Genomic DNA, 18,717 nt, shown 5'->3' on the forward strand with positions numbered 1-18,717 from the left:
AATAGGTCATGATCGACGCAACACCGGCTACTCAGCCAGGCAACCCGGAGGGGCTGCGTGCTCGTAAGCGCGCGGCCACTCGGGCATCCATTGAAAAGGTTGCCATCGAACTCGCTCTGAAACAGGGCTACGAGAACGTGACAGTCGACATGATCTGCGAGGCGGGCATGGTCTCGCAGCGCACGTTCTTCAACTATTTCGGGTCGAAGGAAGGCGTCATCCTGGGCTTGATGCCCGAAGTGATGACGGATGCCGATGCTGACGCCTTCATCGCCGAGCGAGCGGGCGATGTCGTGCATGATCTCGTGGAGCGGATGGCGTCAGCTCTCATCGACCCGATCGCCGACCGCGCTTCGCTTGAGGCGAGGGTGCGGATCATCCATAGCTCGCCCGAATTGCTGGGCAAGCAGATGGAGTGGATGGCTGCTCAGGAGCAGCGGCTCATCGACGTGGTGCTCGCGCGCTTCCGTGCCGCGGGGCGCACTGAAACCGAGACCCCCGATCTCGCTGCAGAGGCCGGTATGGTCGTCTCCCTCGCGATCACGGTGTTGCGCTTCACCATGCTGCAGCAGTTCAGTGGTGCCTCTGGTGCCTCTGGTGCCTCTGGTGTCCCTGGCACCCCTGTGGCACCGACGGCGGTCGCCCTGCAGCACGCGCTGACCTTGATCAAGCGCATCCTGAGGCCGGGCGATAGCGCGTAGCTGTGCCTGTGCCTGTGCCGGCAACCCATAGATCGGGAGGCCGGGATTTAGAACAGGTGCTTGTAACCGAGCGCAACGAGGTTGTCGTACGAGGTCTGCAGGCACTCGAGCGGCGTGCGGCCGTACTGGTCGTCCTGCTCGACGAGTAGGTACTTGGCATCGATGGCCAAACTCTGCTCGATGATGGCGGTGAAGTCCAGATTGCCTTCGCCCACTTCAGCGAACTGCACGACTCCAGTGAATGCCGCCATGAAGCCAGCGACGTCACCGGTGCCGAGCAGACCGAATGCCTCAGGCGGAATCTGGCCGATGCGGTAGTCCTTGAGGTGCACCATGGCGACGCGCTCGTTGTACTTCGCGATCGTCTTCACCGGGTCGAGTCCGCCACGCTGTACCCAGTGCACATCAACCTCGAGGCCCATGAGCGGCGCCCGGTCGGCGATGATGTCGAGCAGGTAGCGCCCGTCGTACTTCGCGAACTCGATGTGGTGATTGTGGTAATACAAACCGATGCCCTGCTCCTGCAGCCTGGCGGCCATTTCATTGCTGTTGTCGGCGAACTCGAGCACCTTGTCGAGCGACGCCATCGCGTCGAACGGCAGCATGCCCATGCGGATCATCGTTGAGTCGAGTGCCTTCGCGTCGTCGACGATCTTGTTGAAGTCGCTCGTGAGTGACTCGCCTGGCATGCCTGCCATGCCCGTGAGCGGGGCGGAGAGGGCGGCGATGTCCATGCCGAGCTCGGTGCGAGCGCGCTGCAGCTCAGCCACGTTCTCGGCAGTCATCGGGATCTGCGAGATTTCTACGGCGTGGTATCCGATCTCACTCACTTCGCGCAGGGTTTCGAACGGCCCCACCTTCGCGAAATTCTCCTTCAGCATCATCGCCTGTACGCCGATTTTCGTCATTGAATCGTCTCCTTGTACTTCGTCGTGAATTCAGCGGATGCCGGTTTGGGCATCCGCTTGCCAATCGGAGCCCCATGTCTCGGTCCGAGAGGCCATCTGGAACGCTGGTTCAGGTGTGAGTGCCCCGAGTGTCGCCCCACGCGTCGACGCTGAACTGACGCGCTGAGAGATCGTCCATGTCACGTCCTTGTGTGAGAGCAGCAAAAAATTGGTGGTGATACGACCATGTCACACCATCGCTGTGAGTTTTGTCAATCGGTTGCCAAATTTCGGTAACCCCCCATATAGTTGCCGCATGCCTGACGATGATCCGTCGCCGGGTTCTCACTGAGGCGAACCACTTGTGGAGGCAATTTCAATCGTGTCAGCTACGCTCTCTCCCGCCTGGACCCTGTCGGGCTTCGGCGACGAAATCGACCCGGATCCAACGGTCCAAATCGCAGTTCTCAAGGCGCTCGGCGCGCATCACATCGAAGTGCGCAGCGCGTGGAAGACCAACGTCGTCGATCTTGATGACGATCAGCTGCAAAGCCTGCGCGGCAGCCTTGCAGAACAGGGCATGTCAGCATCGGCCATCGCTTCGCCGATCGGCAAGGTCGACGTCTCTCTCGATGCCGACCTCGAAGTCGGCCGCCTGCGCCGCGTCATCCGGGTGGCACATGCCCTCGAGACCCCCAACATCCGCATTTTCTCGTTCTTTAGGGGCGAAGGTGTTTCTGTCGAGAGCACCAGGGACGCCGTCATGACACGGATGCGCCTGCTGGCCGACGAGGCAGAGAAGGCCGGCGTCGTGCTGCTTCATGAGAATGAAAAGGACATCTACGGCGATACCCCTGAGCGCGTGCTCGACCTGGTTGAAACCGTCGGCTCGTCTGCCCTCCGCCTCGCCTGGGACAACGCTAATTTTGTGCAGGTCGGCGTGAAGCCGTTCACCGACGGCTACGCGATTCTTCGTCCGTACCTCGATTACCTGCAGGTGAAGGATGCCATCGCGGCGACAGGCGAGGTCGTCCCGGCCGGGCAGGGTGACGGCGAACTGCGCGAGACTCTGACCGCCCTGCGCGACGACGGCTACACGGGCTTCGCCTCCCTTGAGCCGCACCTCGCTGCCCAGCATGCCCTCGGCGGGTTCTCGGGGCCTGCGGCATTTGGGCAGGCGGCCCGCGCATTCGCCGGTCTGCTGGCCGAGATCGGAGTCACTACGAAATGAGTGACCAGGACCTCACCGTCAACGACGATGTTGAGCGACTAAATTCCGATGCACCGGCGGCCCCTGCGGTTGTCCCTGTCGGCAGCGAACCCAACGGCACAGAGCGCCCTCGCAGAGTGGCTGTCATCGGCTGTGGCGACATTTCGGCGGTGCATTTCGCGGTGATCGCCGGCCTGCCAGGCGTTCAACTGGTTGGCGTGTCAGACTCCGACGCCGGGCGGCTGTCATCGGCAGTCAATACGCACGCCGTGCCGGGTTTCGCCGACCATTTGGCCCTGTTCGAAGAACTTAAGCCTGACGTCGTGCACATTTGCACACCGCACAACACCCACGCGCAACTGGCAATCGACGCGCTCGATCGAGGCATCAACGTCATCGTCGAGAAACCGCTCGCGCACTCGCGGGAAGAGGGCGAGCGGGTTGCCGCTGCCGCCGCGCAGAGTTCTGCGCAGATCGCGGTGTGCTTCCAAAATCGCTACAACGCACCGATCGCTGCAGCCCACGAATTGCTGACCGGGGGCACGCTCGGCGCGATCCTCGGAGCATCAGCCACAGTGAACTGGCACCGCACCGCCGAGTACTATCTGAACAGGCCCTGGCGTGGACGCTGGGCCACCGGTGGCGGCGGCCTGCTGATGAATCAGGCCATCCACACCATCGACCTGCTCCAATGGCTCATCGGTCCGGTCGCAAGCGTCTCCGGCAATGCCAGTACGCGCGTTCTCGGCGACGTCATCGAGGTTGAAGACACCGCAGAACTGGTGATCGACCACGTGAACGGCGCCCGCAGCGTGTTCTACGCAACGCTGGCAAACGTCGTGAATTCGCCCGTCACCCTCGACATCGTGACCGAGAACGCACTGCTTTCGATTCGCGGCGATTTGACGGTGGCCTATACCGATCCGCTGGCCGATGGTCGAGTGGATGTCATCACCGAGAGTCACAGAGCGACCGGCGAGCGTGCCTATTGGGGTGTCTCGCACGAGCGACTGATCACTGACTTCTACTCCAGGCTCGATTCGGGCGAGCCGTTCTGGATCGACCCGATCGAGGCGCAGAAATCGCTCAACATCATCCAGGACGTCTACGACCAGTCATACCCGGAACGCGCCAACGACCACATTCACCCCACTACGACAGAGAGAGTAATTTCATGACGAAAAAGGTCCGCATCGGAATCATTGGGCTCGGCGCCCAGGGATCGATGTATGCAAAGTTCATCACCGACGGCCTGGTGCCGAACATGGAGATCGGTGCAATCGCCGACATCGACCCGGCCAAAGCGGATGTCGCGGCGGCGCAGTACCCCGATGTACCCTTCTTCTCCGACTACCTCGCGATGATCGACAGCGGCAGTGTTGACGCAGTCGTCACCTGTGTTCCGCACTTCCTGCACCCGCAGATCGGCATCGAAGCCCTCGAGCGCAATATCCACGCCCTGGTCGAGAAGCCGGCCGGTGTCTATACGAAACAGGTCGCAGAGCTCAATGCTTACGCACTGACCAAGCCGGAGTTGAGCTTCGGAATCATGTTCAACCAGCGCAACAACCCGTTGTACATCCGACTCAAAGAAATCGTCGACGGCGGCGAGATCGGCAACATCCTGCGCTCGAACTGGATCATCACCAACTGGTGGCGTCCGCAGGGCTACTACGACCAGAGCGCCTGGCGTGCCACCTGGGGTGGAGAGGGCGGCGGCGTTCTGGTCAACCAGGCACCGCACCAGCTCGACCTGTGGCAGTGGATCTGTGGCGTGCCGAAGTCGGTGTACTCGAAGGTGGCATACGGCTACCGCCGCAATATCGCTGTTGAGGACGAAGTCACTGCCCTCGTTGACTACGGCAACGGTGCAACCGGCGTCTTCATCACGGCCACCCACGAGATGACCGGAACCGACAGGTTCGAGATCGTCGGCGACCAGGGCAAGATCGTCGTCGAGAACTCGAAGACGGCGACGGTCACCCGGCTCAAGCGTCCGGAGCGCGAGCTCAGCGAGAGCATGGACATGAACGATGTCATGAAGCTGTTCATGGGCCAGCTCAACACCGACGACTATTACGAGCAGGAGATCATCGAATTCGACTCACCGTGGGGTGCCCAGCACGCCGGCGTGCTGGAGAACTTCGCTGCCAACATCCTGGACGGCACTCCACTGCTGGCGCCGGGGTCTGATGGCATCAAGGGTGTGCGCCTGGCGAATGCCATCCACCTATCGAGCTGGACAGGCAAAGAAGTGTCGCTCGACTTCGACGAAGACGAGTTCATCGCAGAACTGAACTCGCGGATCGTGACGGAAGACAAGTTCCCCGCGTTGGTGGCTGCGGCTCTGACCTGAGCCGCCCGACCTGATCGACCTGATCCGACTGGCTTCCGGTCGGATCCGGTGGGAACGGGGCGCGGAGCTGTGCTGAACTGCGCGGCTCCGCGCGTCCTGTTCCATTGCAACAATAGGTTGCCTCGCTCGCCGCGCCCATCGAAGGTGCGGCCCATTCGGCGCGCCATTCGGGCGCTTTGTGAACCCATTCACCGGATGCCGCTCGCCGGGTAATCACGTCAATACAACAATTATCGAAACTTTTGGCAATCGGTTGACAAGCCGGTGTGCCAGCACTTGAATAGCGATCAACGCACCACGCGCTGGGCCAACGGTGGCCCACCGCCTGCATCTCACAACAAAGGAGTTCTGATGCTTGCCTTGCGAATGCTCTTCGACGACGGGGAGGTGTGCTCATGAGTAAGCCGCTCGATGCCACCCAGGCCCAGGCCACGTTCGGAACGAACACAGCGTCAATGTCCCGCGTTCAAAAGGTCAAGGGCAGGGGAGGCGGGCTCACAGCTCTCGCCTTTGCCAGCGTCGTTGACGGCTTTGAAGGCGGCCTGGTCAATACGCTCTTCCCCGTCATCCGTGATGCCCTTGGCCTGCAGACCAGCGCGCTCGGCATCCTGACAGCGGTCAGCCGTTTTGCCCGGATGCTCTTCGGCCCGATCTGGGCGTCACTCGCCGACCGCTACGGCCGCAAGAAGATCCTCTTCATCGCGACAGGGCTGTGGGGGCTGTGGACGGTCGCTGCCGGTTTCGCGCAGGATTCCACTCAACTGTTCATCCTGTACTCGATCGGCGTCATCGGCACTGTTGCGTCTGAGCCGATCGTCAACGGCCTCATCGTCGACATGTATGCGTCGGCTGAACGCGGAAGGGCCTTCGGCTTGCTCCGCACGATTGCGACGCTTGCTTCTGTCATAGCGACCCCGATCATCGGCCAGTTCGCCAACATCGAGGACGGCTGGCGCATCGGTATGTTCGCGATGGGCGGGATCAGCGTGCTCTCCGGCTTCCTGATCCTGCTTTTTGTGCACGAGCCGAAGAAGCACACCCCGGTCGGCGCGATCGACCCCGACGCCATGAAGTTCAATTTCCGGGCAGCGACCGACCTGCTTCGCACCAAGACGATCCTCTTCATGGCGATCCAGGTGACGCTCACAACGAGCCTGGTGCTGTTCGCATTCTTCATCACCTTCTTCGTTGACGAGCGCGGATGGACAACGGCAGAGGCCGCGATCCTGATGTCGGTCTTCATGCTGGGTGCTGTGATCAGTGGCCTGGTCGGCGGTCTTCTGGGCGACTTCTTCGAGCGCCGCTTCGGACCCCGTGGTCGCGTCATCATGATGCAGGGTTACCTGGCGCTCTATGCAATTGCCACCCTGATGCTGTTCCAGTTCGACTGGGGCCACGGCCCCGCGCTTTACGTGATGATCTTCCTCACTGGTCTGGTCAGCTCCTTCGGCCACCCGGGTGCAGTGCTCCCCATCGTGGGAAGCGTGGTGTCGAAGAAGGTGGTTGCGACCGCATACGCGCTCATCTTCTCGTTCGTGCAGGGCCTGTTCGCCGGACTCTTCAGCCTCGCGTTCGGTTTCCTGGCCGATTCCCTCGGGCTGCAGACGCTGATGTTCTGGTTCATTACGATCCCGTACCTGCTGAACGCGGTGCTGTGGACCGTGATGTACCGCATCTACCCGAAGGACCTCGCCGCCCAGCGTGCGAGGGATGAAGCCGACGAAGTCGCTCTCGGCGCACCTGTCCAGAGTTCCTGACGAGCGGGGTGGGAGGCTTGAAAAATGCCTCCCACCCTGTGTTATCCATTCATTTACCCCACACTTTGAGGACCAAGCGATGATCACCACCCAGCCCCGCGTCACCTCCCGCAGCAAGTCGATCCTCGACGTTGACGGGCTGCAGTTCCGCGATCTCGACGGTGACGGCTGCCTCACGCCGTACGAGGATTGGCGACTCACCCCCCGCGAGCGAGCTGAAGATCTGACGGCCAGGCTCGGCGCTGCAGACAAGGCGGGGCTGATGATCATCGGCTCGCACTACATGAACGGTTCTCCCTGGGTGTCAGAAGACGGCGGCATGCCCAATCTGCTGGCAGACCCGTCGGTGCTCACCCGCCAGCCGGCCCCAGACGCCTCCGGTTCATACCTGCGTGCCGAAGACGGTTACGCCCGACACCAGATGATCACGGGTGAACCACTCGACGAGCCACGCCTGCACGCGTCCAGCTCTCATGGAGCGATCCAGGACCGCCACCAGCGGCGCTTCATCGTTCGCGACAACCCTTCAGCGGGCGACCTGGCGCGCTGGGCCAATGAGTTGCAGGAACTTGCAGAGGCATCCGAGTTCGGCATCCCCGTTGTGCTCGTTTCGAACCCACGCAACCACGTAGGCAGCACTGCAACGCTCGGCGTTGGCGAGGCAGCCGGCGTGTTCTCGGAGTGGCCGGGCGAGTTGGGCCTTGCCGCCACCTTCGACGAGCATCTCGTGCGCACCTTCGCTGAGGTGGCCCGCCGAGAGTGGCGCGCCTCTGGCCTGCACAAGATCTACGGCTACATGGCGGATGTGCCGAGCGAGCCGCGCTGGAGCCGTTTCGACGGCACGCTCGGCGAAGACCCAGAAGCCGTCGGTCGGTTGATCGTCGCAATGATCCACGGATTCCAGGGCGAAACACTCGGTCCGGACTCCGTCGCCCTCACCGTCAAGCACTTCCCGGGCGGTGGTGTCCGCACTGACGGCCACGACCCGCACTTTGCCTGGGGTCAGGACAACGAGTACCCCACAGAGGGCAGCCTGGCGAAATATCAGCTTCCGCCATTCCGCGCAGCGATTGAGGCAGGCGTGGCTTCGGTGATGCCCTATTACTCCAAGCCGGTCAACTCGTCGGCTGAGCAGTTCTCCGCAGACCTTCACGCAGGCGACCAGCAATTCGAAGAGGTCGCGTTCGCCTACAACAAGGCCTTGATCACCGGCCTCCTGCGTGAGCACCTCGGCTTTACCGGCTACGTCAACACTGACTCCGGTGTTCTCGAGGGCATGGCATGGGGTGTGCAGGACCTGACCTCGGTGGAGCGTTGGGTCAAACTCGTCAGGGCAGGCAGCAACGTCGTCAGCGATGAGCTCGACCCCACAGTTCTTCTCGCTGCGATTGAATCGGGTGCGCTTGACGAGAGCGAGCTCGACGCATCCGTCATTCTGCTGCTCGAGGAGATGTTCACCCTCGGTCTGTTCGAGAACCCGTATGTCGACCCAGCAGAAGCCGATGAGGTTGCCGGCGACCCCGAAACGCGTGCGGTCGCCGAGGCTGCCCAGCGCCGCTCTGTCACCATCCTGCGTAATGACCAGGGCCTGCTCCCGCTCTCGAAAGACGTGTCACGTGTCTACGTCGAGGCGTTTGCCAGACACGGTAGCGAAGCTGTCACCGCGACACTGCGCGCAGCGGTGACCGAGATGCTCGGTGAAGGCGCCATCGTTGATGACCCGGCGGATGCCGACGCAGCGATCGTGTGGGTGCTCCCGGCCATCTCGCTCTTCGGCGGAGACGACAGGCCGGACACCGCACTCACCGTTGGTCTCGTGGACCGGGGCATCGACGTGTCACGCGTGCAGCAGATCCAGGCAGCGGCTCCCACCGCGCTGGTGATCAACTTCACCAACCCGTGGGTGATCACGGATGTCGAGCCAGGCGCTGCAGCCGTCGCCGCGACGTACGGCATCAGCGCACAGAACCTGACCGCCGTTCTTTTCGGTGACGACGTGCCACGCGGCCGTCTTCCGCTGACGGTGCCGCGCAGTGAGGAAGCGGTCGCAGGGTCGCCACGCGACGTTCCCGGAATGTTCTGCGGCGCCGACTACCCGTACGTCGACAGCGCAGGATCGATCTATACCTACGGCTATGGCATCGATGCCGAGAATGCGTGGAGCGTGTGACTGCGAAGATGAACGGGATACCACGCGTCCGCCACCCCACGGGTAACCCTGTCGGGCGGCAGGACTGTGGCACGATACATGCTGGAGCAACAGAAGCACGCCCATGCAAGCGTCAATGAGAGAATTGACGCCGAGAGAGGTAAGCAGACCGTGACGAGTGAAGATGCCGCTGTAACAGAAGCGCGGGTCAGTCGACGCTCCAAAGCGCCTGCGACGATCTACGACATAGCCAAATTGGCCGGTGTGAACCCGTCGACCGTCTCTCGAGCGCTGAGTAAGCCGGGGCGCATCAACGTTAAAACCGAAGAGCGCATCCACGCTGCGGCGAAGGAGCTGAATTACCGGCTCAACCCGATGGCACGGGCGCTGCCGACCGGCCGAACCAACACACTGGGGCTTCTGCTCGCCGACATCACGAACCCGATGTTCTTCGACGTCGTGCGCGGTGCTGAGCGGGCGGCGAGCCGTCGCGGCTACACACTGATCCTGTCGGAATCCCAGGAGTCGGGCGAGCGGGAAGCCGAAGCGGCCGAGCGGGTCGCCCCCTCGGTTGATGGCCTGGTGCTCGTCACCACCCGGCTGGGCGACGAGCAGATCCGAGAGCTCGCCGAACGCAAGCCCCTCGTCGTCATCAATCGCAAGGTCGATGGCATCCACGGCATCATTCCAGACCTGGGCCCCGGAATCGATGAGGCGCTCGCGCACCTCGCCGAGCTCGGGCACACGTCGCTCGCCTTCCTGTCTGGACCGGCCAACTCCTGGATGAGCGGCGCACGCTGGGAGGCGCTCATGGAAAGGGCCCCGAAACTCGGCATGACGATCGTCGAGATCGGCCCAGGTGTGCCGACCCTCGATGGCGGTACGGATGCCCTCTCTCGCGTTGTCGCCTCTGGCGTGACGGCGGTCATCGCCTACAACGACCTGATGGCCATTGGCCTGATGCGCGCAGCCCAGGAGCAGGGAATCCATGTGCCAGGGCGACTGAGCATCATCGGCTTCGATGACATCTTCGGCTCTGATTTCACGTCGCCGCAGCTCAGCACGATTCGCACGCCGCTCGGAGCGATCGGCGAGCGGGCGATCAGGCTGACGCTTGAACTCATCGATGAGTACGCAGACGGTACTCCGGCTCGTGCCGACAACTCTCCGTTGCCGACCGAACTCATCGTCAGGGGCTCGACCGGCCCCGTCCTCGTCTAGGCGAAAGCCCGCCTGATCGGCACGGCCGACGATTGGTGGATCGTCGCATCCATTTTTGGCAACCGGTTGACAAACTTTCTATCCCGCTGTTCAATGAAGGAGTGTCCATGACTTTGCACCTCGATCCAGACCGTCTCTTTCCGGTAGACCCGGCCACGCGCGATGTCGCCCGCGGCCTTTACCAGCGCGTCGCAGAATTGCCGATCATCTCGCCCCACGGCCACGTCGATCCGCGACTCCTGCTTGATGACGAGCCGTTCGTTGACGCTGCCGAGCTGTTCATCCGGTTCGACCACTACGTGACCCGGCTCATGCATGCTGCCGGTGTGCCGTTGACTGACCTCGGTATCCCGAGTCGCACGGGCGGCGCCGTCGCCGCACCGCGTGACGTGTGGCGCACGTTCTGTGCGCACTGGCACCTTTACGCGGGCACGGCATCCGGATACTGGCTGCAGCACGAGTTCGCCACGCTGTTCGGCATCAACGTGCAGCCGTCACCGTCGACGGCAGACGCGTTGTTCGACGTGATCCAGGCTGCGCTTGCCACCGATGCGTTCAGGCCGCGCGCCCTGTTCTCTCAATTCAATATTGAGGTGATGGCAACAACCGACGACCCGATGGATGACCTGGCCGCGCACAGCGCACTCGCCGCAGATCCACTCTTCGCCGGACGCGTCCTGCCCACATTTCGACCGGATGCATATCTCAACCCGGCAACACCGGGCTGGGCCGACCGGGTTGCCAACCTGGCAGAGTGGAACGGCTCGGCCACCTCCAGCTATGCGGGCTATATCGAAGCGCTAGCCGGTCGCCGCCGCTATTTCGTCGAGCACGGCGCTGTATCGGCAGACCACGGCGTACTCCAGCCGCTCACCGTCGACCTCACAGAGTCAGAGGCATCCGCTCTCTTCGCCCGCGCATTGACGGGCAGTCTGACTGCAGAGGAAAACAAGGTATTCGCGGGGCGCATGCTGCTCGAAAGTGCCAGGATGAGCGTCGATGACGGTCTGGTCATGACGGTGCACCCCGGTGTCTTCCGCAACCACAGCAGTGAGACCTTCGACGAGTTCGGCCCGGACACCGGCCACGACATCCCCGTCGCCACGACGTATGTCGACCCGCTGCGCCCACTGCTTGAGAAGTATGGCAACAAACCCGACTTCCACCTGGTGTTGTTCAGCGTCGATGAGACCTCGTACTCCCGCGAAATTGCCCCGCTTGCCGGCTTCTACTCGAGTGTGTACGTGGGAGCGCCCTGGTGGTTCCTCGATGCACCAGATGCCGTGCTTCGGTTCCGATCGGCGGTAACGGAAACCGCCGGCTTCTATCGCAGCTCCGGATTCATTGATGACACGCGTGCGTTCCTCTCGATCCCGGCCAGGCACGATATGTCACGTCGACTCGACGCAGCGTTCCTCGCCCGCCTCGTTCGTGAGGGGCGTATCGACTCTGCAGCCGCCGATCGCATCATCGTCGACCTGGTCGACATCCTCCCGAGAACGGTCTTCAAACTGTGACCACTGCATCAGACACCACACTTGGCCCGCTCAACCGCGCGGCTTATCAAACGCGCACGGGTGCGAGTTTCCAGACCCCTCCCGTGCGTATCATCCACCTGGGGCTCGGTGCTTTCCACCGCGCGCATCAGGCCTGGTTCACCGCAGAAGTCGACGAGCAGTGCGAATGGGGGATTGCTGCATTCACCGGGCGGAGCGCCCAGGCCGCACTCGAGCTTGCACCGCAAGGCGGCCTCTACACGCTGATCGAACGCTCGGACTCCGGTGATACCGCATCAGTCGTCACGAGCATCGTCGAAGCTATTGACGGCAGCGACCTGCAGCGATTCCTCGAGCTGATGGCCGCGGCCGAGACTGCGCTCGTGACCCTGACTGTGACGGAGGCCGGATACCGGCTGCGCGCAAATGGCACCCCTGATCTCGGCGACCACGCACTCGTCAACGACATCGTGTGGCTGCAGGACAATCTGGGTCGCGCCTCTGCGGCAACGATCGGCGCGGCGGGGCCGACGACTACGCTCGGCCGGCTCGTGCTGGGTCTTGACGCCAGACGCCAGGCCGGTGTGGGGGCAATCGCAATCGTGCCCTGCGACAACATGCCAGATAACGGCCCGCTCGTTGAGTCTGCGGTGCGTGCTGTTGCCACGCTGGTGAACGCAGACACCGCGAGCTGGATAGCCGACAATGTGTCATTCGTCTCAACATCAGTCGATCGAATCACGCCAAAGACCACCCACGACGACATCATCACCGCGGGTGAGCTCACCGGGTGGCGTGACAATGCTCCTGTCGTCACTGAGCCATTCAAGGACTGGGTGCTGAGCGGGGATTTCCCTGCTGGTCGACCGGCATGGGAGAAGGCAGGCGCGCGCTTCGTCGACGACATCGAGCCGTTCGAGCGCCGTAAGCTCTGGCTGTTGAACGGCGCACACAGTGTGCTGGCGTATGCGGGACTGCTCCGGGGTCACGAGACGGTTGCCGCTGCAATGGCGGATCCGCTCTGCCGCGGCTGGGTTTATGACTTCTGGGATGACGCGGCGCGGCACCTGCCTGCCCAGTTGCTCGAGCTCGACGCGTATCGCGCCGCACTCATCGAACGTTTCGACAACGCCAGGATCGAACACAGGCTTGCGCAGATCTCAGCGGAAGCGGTGACAAAGCTGCGGGTACGCATAGTGCCGACGGTTCTGGCCGAGCGGGCGGATGGGCGGACGGCGGCAGTCGGCATCCGTGCCATCGGCTCCTGGGTAACGCTTGTTCTTGCAGGTCGCGACATGGTGGATGCCGAGTCAGTGGCCATCGCCGCCGCGGCTGCTGCTCAGCCACGGCAGGTTGCCATCGCTCGGCTTGTCGGCCTGATCGACCAGCGTCTGGTGAACGACGAAGCAATCCTGGCTGATGTCGCAGCTGTTGTAGCGGAGTATCAGGCCGCGTAATCCCGGTGAAGTCTGAGGGCGCGGGTGGGGAGCTCCCCACCCCCGCCCTGCGCTGCCCGCCCACAGTTCGGCTGCGTACCTGAGAGAAGTCGGGCCGAATATGGGTGGGAGCTGGCCATTCGGCAACAACTTGTGGCAACCGCTTGCCAACTCCAGCTGAACGTGTTTCACTTGTCTCACGAACGAACGCCGGCGTGAACGCAGCACCGGGGTCGACGACCACATCGCAATGTCGCGCATCGCAATGACGCGAACGAAAGGTACTCAATGTTGAAGCCGCAGTCGAGCCGCACCCGAGAGCTGAACAACCTCGATGGCCTCTGGAAGTTCAAGGTCGATGTCGATCGTTCAGCCGAAGCTGAGCGCTGGTTCTCTGCCCGACTCGACACCGAGCTTGAAGCTCCGGTTCCCGCCAGCTACAACGACATCTTCACCGACGCCGCCATCCGCGACCACGTCGGCTGGGTCTACTACCAGCGTGAGGTGCGCGTGCCCCGTGGCTGGGCAGACGAGCGCGTCTTCGTACGCATCGATGCAGCCACTCACGCTGGCCGCGTGTACGTGAATGACTCGCTGGTCGCCGAGCACATCGGCGGCTACACGCCGTTCGAAGCCGACGTGACAGACCTGGTCACCGCCGGTGAGGAATTCCGCCTCACGGTCGCCGTCAACAACGAACTCACCAACGAGACGATTCCACCCGGAACCATCACGGTCGCTGCTGATGGCCGTCGCCAGCAGAAGTACATGCACGACTTCTACAACTACGCAGGCCTTCCCCGTTCCGTTTACCTCTACAGCGTTCCCGCCGTCCACGTCGGCGATGTGACAGTGACGACCGATGTCGACGGCTCGACAGGCATCGTCGGCTACACGATCTCGACGGTGGGCGATGCAGACGTACGCGTCAGTATCCACGATGCAGCCGGAGCGCTCGTCGGTGAAGCAACCGGGGCAACCGGCACCGTCAGCATCGACGGCGTGACTCTCTGGCAGCCGGGCGCCGCCTACCTGTACGACTTCACCGCCGAGGCGGTCATCGACGGCCACCTCGTCGACAGCTACACGCTCGCTGTCGGCGTGCGCACGGTTGAAGTACGCGGTGCCGAGTTCTTGATCAACGGCGCCCCGTTCTACTTCACCGGCTTCGGCAAGCACGAAGACAGCGCAGTACGCGGCAAGGGGCACGACAATGCCTACCTGGTTCACGACTTCCAGCTGATGGAATGGATCGGCGCCAACTCGTTCCGCACCTCGCACTATCCATACGCCGAAGAGGTGATGGACTTCGCGGACCGCCACGGCATCGTCGTCATCGATGAGACAGCGGCCGTCGGGCTCAACTTGGCGATGGGCGGTGGCATCTTCGGTGGCATCCAGCAGCCGACGTTCTCGCCAGCGACAATCAACGACGCAACGCAGGCCGCCCACGCGCAGGCCATTCGCGAGCTGATCGCCCGCGACAAGAACCACGCCTGTGTCGTGATGTGGTCGATCGCCAACGAGCCGAGCTCCAGTGAAGCCGGGGCACGCGAGTACTTCGAACCGCTGGCAACACTCACCCGTGAGCTCGACCCGACGCGCCCGATCACCTTCGTGAACGTCATGTTCGCCACCTACCAGAACGACCTCATCTCCGACCTGTTCGACGTGATGTGCCTCAACCGCTACTACGGCTGGTACGTCGACACCGGAGACCTGGCCAGCGCTGAGATTCATCTTGAAGCCGAACTGCGGGGTTGGGCCGAGAAGTATGGCAAGCCGATCATCATGACCGAGTACGGCGCAGACACGCAGCCGGGACTGCACTCGATCTTCGACGCCCCGTGGACCGAGGAGTACCAGAGTGCCTACCTCGAGATGAACCACCGCGTGTTCGACCGCATTGACGAGTTCGTCGGCGAGCAGGTCTGGAACTTCGCAGACTTCCAGACCTCGAACGGCATCTTCCGCGTCGACGGCAATAAAAAGGGTGTTTTCACCCGTGATCGCCGGCCCAAGGCAGCGGCACACGCGCTTCGTGCGCGCTGGACGCGACGCGCCAACTGACTACTTTTCACCTCGATGGGCAAGGGAGCCCCATGACTTCGACTGACACCAGCACCACCGCAACGCCATCCGCTTCACCCTCTTCACCGTCTTCAACCGAAGGCGGCGGAAAACTCAGCAAGCTCAGCATCGTCGGTTACGGAGCCGGCGACGCCGCGAACAACCTCGCATTCACGACGGCGACGATGTTCCTGCTCATTTACTACACGGATGTCGCAGGGATCTCGGCAGCGGCAGCAGGAACCCTGCTGCTCGTGGTGCGCCTGTTCGACGCATTCGCCGATATTTTCGCCGGTCGGATCGTCGACCGCACGTACAGCAAGAGGTTCGGCAAGTTCCGTCCATTCATCATGTTCGGCTCAGTGCCGCTCTTGCTGCTGTCCGCTGCGGCGTTCTCTGTTCCGCAGATCGGCGAATCGGGCATGTTGCTCTATGCATACCTGACGTACGCAGCACTCGGTCTGGCGTACAGCCTGGTCAACATTCCGTACGGCTCGCTGGCCGGCGCCATGACCCAGGATGCCAGTGAGCGCGCCAAGCTCGCCAGCGCCAGGTCGATCGGTGGCGCGGTGGTCGGTGCTGCACTCGGAATCTTCATCGCTCCGCTGATCGTGCCCGGTGCCGATCTGCAGGTTTTGTTCACCAGCATGACGCTCGGCTTCGTCGTCGTCGGTACCTTGCTCTACCTGTTCACTGCGTTTACAGCCAAGGAGCGGGTGGCCCGCGATGTGCAACACGTGTCGATGAAGCAGAGCTTCGCCGTGCTCAAGCACAACAAGCCGCTGCTTCTGCTGTGCATCAGCTCCTTCATCTTTTTGACAGGCATGCTGGCGCTCAGCACGGTGCAGCTGTACTACTTGCGTGATGTGCTGCACGCCCTGCCGCTCTATGCGGTCATTTCGATAGTGCAGTTGGTTGCTACCTTCGGTCTCGCCGCGTTCATCCCGAGTATCGTGCGCCGCTTCGGCAAGCGTCTGGGATACATCGTCGGAGCGGCAGTGATGGCCGTCGGCGGCGTGATGATCTTCTTCGCGCCAGCCGATTTGGTCTGGTTCGGTTTCACAGGGCTCGTGCTCTGCCAGATCGGAATCGTGCTGGTGAACATGCTGGTGTGGACCCTTGAAGCCGACACCGTCGAATACGGTGAATGGAAGACCGGCGTGCGTGCCGAGGGCATCACATACGCGCTGTTCTCCTTCACCCGCAAGACAGGCCAGGCGGTCGGTGGTGCACTCGCTGCATTCTCACTGGCCTGGGGCGGCTACGCCGCCGGCGCCGCGCAGCAGTCGGCGCACGCCGAGCTGGGTATCCGTGCCGGTGCAGGACTCATCCCGCTGATCGCATCCGTGCTCGCCATCGTCGTCATGATCTTCTACCCGCTGACCGATAAGCGGCATAAGGAGATCGTCAACGAGATCAAGGAGCGCCGCGCACTCACCGGTGCCGCTGCCCCGATCACGCCGTCGCTGTCTACTGCTGCGTTCGCTGCCCCGCGAGGCGCGAACACCCCTATTCCTCCTCGCCAGTAACCCTGCATTCCTCGCAGGCCTGCGCCCTCACCAGAAAGAAAAGCAATGAAGATCGAAAAAGCCGAAGTCATCGTGACCAGCCCTGACCGCAACTTCGTCACGCTGAAGCTGACGACTGATGACGGCATCACCGGCCTCGGAGATGCAACAGTCAACGGACGCGAACTTGCCGTCGTCACGTACCTCACCGAGTACGTGGTTCCGCAGCTGATTGGCCGCGATCCCTCGCGCATCGAAGACACCTGGCAGTTCCTGTACCGAAGCGCGTACTGGCGCCGCGGCCCGGTGACCATGGCCGCCATCGCCTCCGTCGACATGGCGCTGTGGGACATCAAGGGCAAGGCCGCAGGGATGCCGGTATACCAGCTGCTTGGCGGGGCAAGCCGCGACAAAATGATGGCGTACGGACACGCATCCGGTAAGGAGCTGCCCGAGCTGTTCGACAGCATCCGTCACCACCAGGAGCTCGGCTACCGGTCAATCCGTGTGCAGACCGGGGTACCTGGACTCGAGTCGATCTATGGCATCGCGTCGAACAAGGGTCTGCCGGGCAACGAGGGCGTTCGTTACGACCACGAGCCGGCCCAGCGCGGCAAGCTGCCTGCCCAGGAAGACTGGGACACCCGGTCGTACCTGCACCACCTGCCGACGGTGTTCGAGGCCGTGCGCAATGAGTTCGGCCCCGACCTGCCGCTCCTGCACGACGGCCACCACCGGATGACGCCGATCCAGGCCGCCAAGCTGGGCAAGTCGCTCGAGCCATATGACCTGTTCTGGCTGGAGGACTGCACGCCGGCCGAGAACCAGGAAGCGCTGCGCCTGGTGCGTCAGCACACCACGACTCCGCTGGCCATCGGCGAGATCTTCAACACCGTGTGGGACTTCCAGTCGCTGATCAAGGAGCAGCTGATCGACTACGTGCGGGCGGCATCCACCCACTTCGGTGGCATCTCGCCGCTCAAGAAGGTCATGGACTACGCGGCGATGTACCAGATCAAGTCGGGGTTCCACGGGCCGACTGATATCTCGCCCGTCGGGTTCGCGGCCCAGCTGCATGTCGGCCTCGCGATCCACAACTACGGCATCCAGGAGTACATGCAGCACGGTGACAAGACCAACTCGGTCTTCGAGCAGTCAATGACCTTCGAGGACGGCTACCTGCACCCGGGCAACAAGCCAGGTCTCGGCGTGGAGTTCGATGTCGACGAAGCAGGAAAGTATCCGTACGAGACCGCGTACCTTCCATACAACCGCTTGGCCGACGGCACAGTTCACGACTGGTGATGGCCGTGGACACGCTGAAGAAATCGCATCCGCTCGTCGTCGTCATGGGAGTCTCCGGCTCGGGCAAGACGACGATCGGCACGCTTATCGCCGAAGCGCTGCACGTGCCGTTCGCTGACGCTGATGGACTGCACCCCCGCAGCAACGTTGTGAAGATGGCGGAGGCGACACCGCTGACCGACGAGGATCGCTGGCCGTGGCTCGCTCTGGTCGGTGAGCAGATCGCTGCCGCGTCTGAGACCGGAATCGTGATGGCCTGCTCGGCATTGAAACGCAGCTATCGCGACGCAATCGATGCAGCAGCACCCGGTGTGCTCTTCGTGCACCTGCATGCAGATCAGACGGTGCTCTCTGCACGCATCGAGGGGCGGAGCGGGCACTTCATGCCGCCGGCGCTGTTGAAGTCGCAATTCGAGGCCCTTGAGCTGCTGCAGGCAGACGAGAACGGCTGTGTCGTGAACGTCGCCGGGGGAGTCGATGAAATTGTTCGGACTGCTGTCGACCTGGTCGAGCAAAGCACAGTCAGGGTGCGCTGACCTGACCTGACCTTGCCCAGCGCCGCCACCCCTGTTTCGCGGGCAACCCACATGAATTACCGGGGTCGATAGCGGGCTCTGAGGC

14 protein-coding genes are annotated in these 18,717 nt (G+C 62.6%); 13 read left to right on the plus strand and 1 reads right to left on the minus strand.

The window, feature by feature from the left end:
* Positions 1 to 8: 8 nt before the first annotated feature.
* Positions 9 to 701 carry a TetR/AcrR family transcriptional regulator gene (locus tag ACMT3I_RS11600; RefSeq protein WP_414804644.1) on the plus strand — a complete coding sequence of 231 codons (693 nt, stop codon included), beginning with the start codon at positions 9 to 11 and terminating at the stop codon, positions 699 to 701.
* Positions 702 to 748: 47 nt separating this feature from the next.
* Here ACMT3I_RS11600 and ACMT3I_RS11605 read toward each other — a convergent pair whose 3' ends face one another.
* Complete coding sequence (locus tag ACMT3I_RS11605) at positions 749 to 1,609, minus strand: sugar phosphate isomerase/epimerase family protein (protein ID WP_414804645.1); 861 nt, start codon at positions 1,607 to 1,609, stop codon at positions 749 to 751.
* A gap of 361 nt (positions 1,610 to 1,970) precedes the next feature.
* Here ACMT3I_RS11605 and ACMT3I_RS11610 point away from each other — a divergent pair, with 361 nt between their 5' ends.
* The 12 genes from ACMT3I_RS11610 to ACMT3I_RS11665 all read left to right on the plus strand — a co-directional run bounded on the left by ACMT3I_RS11610 (position 1,971) and on the right by ACMT3I_RS11665 (position 18,632).
* Positions 1,971 to 2,819 carry a sugar phosphate isomerase/epimerase family protein gene (locus ACMT3I_RS11610; RefSeq protein WP_414804646.1) on the plus strand — a complete coding sequence of 283 codons (849 nt, stop codon included), beginning with the start codon at positions 1,971 to 1,973 and terminating at the stop codon, positions 2,817 to 2,819.
* Positions 2,816 to 3,976, plus strand: coding sequence for a Gfo/Idh/MocA family protein (locus ACMT3I_RS11615; RefSeq protein ID WP_414804647.1), 1,161 nt, complete (start codon positions 2,816 to 2,818; stop codon positions 3,974 to 3,976). The genes ACMT3I_RS11610 and ACMT3I_RS11615 overlap by 4 nt, the downstream gene beginning before the upstream one ends.
* Positions 3,973 to 5,154: a Gfo/Idh/MocA family protein gene (locus ACMT3I_RS11620; protein ID WP_414804648.1), complete on the plus strand. Its 1,182-nt coding sequence runs from the start codon at positions 3,973 to 3,975 to the stop codon at positions 5,152 to 5,154. The genes ACMT3I_RS11615 and ACMT3I_RS11620 overlap by 4 nt, the downstream gene beginning before the upstream one ends.
* A 395-nt stretch (positions 5,155 to 5,549) precedes the next feature.
* On the plus strand, positions 5,550 to 6,911 hold the full coding sequence (locus ACMT3I_RS11625; RefSeq protein WP_414804649.1) for an MFS transporter: 1,362 nt from the start codon (positions 5,550 to 5,552) through the stop codon (positions 6,909 to 6,911).
* Between the two features lie 79 nt (positions 6,912 to 6,990).
* Positions 6,991 to 9,081, plus strand: a complete 2,091-nt coding sequence (locus ACMT3I_RS11630; RefSeq protein ID WP_414804650.1) for a glycoside hydrolase family 3 protein — start codon at positions 6,991 to 6,993, stop codon at positions 9,079 to 9,081.
* A 150-nt stretch (positions 9,082 to 9,231) separates the two neighbouring features.
* Positions 9,232 to 10,281: a LacI family DNA-binding transcriptional regulator gene (locus tag ACMT3I_RS11635; RefSeq protein ID WP_414804651.1), complete on the plus strand. Its 1,050-nt coding sequence runs from the start codon at positions 9,232 to 9,234 to the stop codon at positions 10,279 to 10,281.
* Between the two features lie 107 nt (positions 10,282 to 10,388).
* Positions 10,389 to 11,798: a glucuronate isomerase gene (gene uxaC, locus ACMT3I_RS11640; RefSeq protein ID WP_414804652.1), complete on the plus strand. Its 1,410-nt coding sequence runs from the start codon at positions 10,389 to 10,391 to the stop codon at positions 11,796 to 11,798.
* Positions 11,795 to 13,234 (plus strand): mannitol dehydrogenase family protein, encoded by a 1,440-nt coding sequence (locus tag ACMT3I_RS11645; protein ID WP_414804653.1) that lies wholly within the window; start codon positions 11,795 to 11,797, stop codon positions 13,232 to 13,234. The genes uxaC and ACMT3I_RS11645 overlap by 4 nt, the downstream gene beginning before the upstream one ends.
* Before the next feature lie 267 nt (positions 13,235 to 13,501).
* Positions 13,502 to 15,283, plus strand: coding sequence for a beta-glucuronidase (uidA, locus tag ACMT3I_RS11650; protein WP_414804654.1), 1,782 nt, complete (start codon positions 13,502 to 13,504; stop codon positions 15,281 to 15,283).
* A gap of 32 nt (positions 15,284 to 15,315) precedes the next feature.
* Positions 15,316 to 16,812, plus strand: a complete 1,497-nt coding sequence (uidB, locus tag ACMT3I_RS11655) for a glucuronide transporter (protein ID WP_414804655.1) — start codon at positions 15,316 to 15,318, stop codon at positions 16,810 to 16,812.
* Between the two features lie 45 nt (positions 16,813 to 16,857).
* Positions 16,858 to 18,096, plus strand: a complete 1,239-nt coding sequence (gene manD / locus ACMT3I_RS11660) for a D-mannonate dehydratase ManD (protein ID WP_414804656.1) — start codon at positions 16,858 to 16,860, stop codon at positions 18,094 to 18,096.
* Positions 18,096 to 18,632, plus strand: a complete 537-nt coding sequence (locus tag ACMT3I_RS11665) for a gluconokinase (protein WP_414804828.1) — start codon at positions 18,096 to 18,098, stop codon at positions 18,630 to 18,632. The genes manD and ACMT3I_RS11665 overlap by 1 nt, the downstream gene beginning before the upstream one ends.
* Positions 18,633 to 18,717 lie beyond the last annotated feature (85 nt).

Origin of the sequence: Leifsonia sp. A12D58 (genome assembly GCF_047530025.1) — a bacterium.
In the GTDB taxonomy this organism is placed as follows: Bacteria; Actinomycetota; Actinomycetes; order Actinomycetales; family Microbacteriaceae; genus Cryobacterium.

What these genes read in the sequence shown, in the direction of transcription:
- ACMT3I_RS11600 (WP_414804644.1), top strand. Translation starts at nt 9, where the DNA reads ATGATCGACGCAACACCGGCTACTCAGCCAGGCAACCCGGAGGGGCTG.
- ACMT3I_RS11605 (WP_414804645.1), bottom strand. Translation starts at nt 1,609, where the DNA reads ATGACGAAAATCGGCGTACAGGCGATGATGCTGAAGGAGAATTTCGCG.
- ACMT3I_RS11615 (WP_414804647.1), top strand. Translation starts at nt 2,816, where the DNA reads ATGAGTGACCAGGACCTCACCGTCAACGACGATGTTGAGCGACTAAAT.
- ACMT3I_RS11620 (WP_414804648.1), top strand. Translation starts at nt 3,973, where the DNA reads ATGACGAAAAAGGTCCGCATCGGAATCATTGGGCTCGGCGCCCAGGGA.
- ACMT3I_RS11625 (WP_414804649.1), top strand. Translation starts at nt 5,550, where the DNA reads ATGAGTAAGCCGCTCGATGCCACCCAGGCCCAGGCCACGTTCGGAACG.
- ACMT3I_RS11630 (WP_414804650.1), top strand. Translation starts at nt 6,991, where the DNA reads ATGATCACCACCCAGCCCCGCGTCACCTCCCGCAGCAAGTCGATCCTC.
- uxaC (WP_414804652.1), top strand. Translation starts at nt 10,389, where the DNA reads ATGACTTTGCACCTCGATCCAGACCGTCTCTTTCCGGTAGACCCGGCC.
- uidA (WP_414804654.1), top strand. Translation starts at nt 13,502, where the DNA reads ATGTTGAAGCCGCAGTCGAGCCGCACCCGAGAGCTGAACAACCTCGAT.
- uidB (WP_414804655.1), top strand. Translation starts at nt 15,316, where the DNA reads ATGACTTCGACTGACACCAGCACCACCGCAACGCCATCCGCTTCACCC.
- manD (WP_414804656.1), top strand. Translation starts at nt 16,858, where the DNA reads ATGAAGATCGAAAAAGCCGAAGTCATCGTGACCAGCCCTGACCGCAAC.
- ACMT3I_RS11665 (WP_414804828.1), top strand. Translation starts at nt 18,096, where the DNA reads ATGGCCGTGGACACGCTGAAGAAATCGCATCCGCTCGTCGTCGTCATG.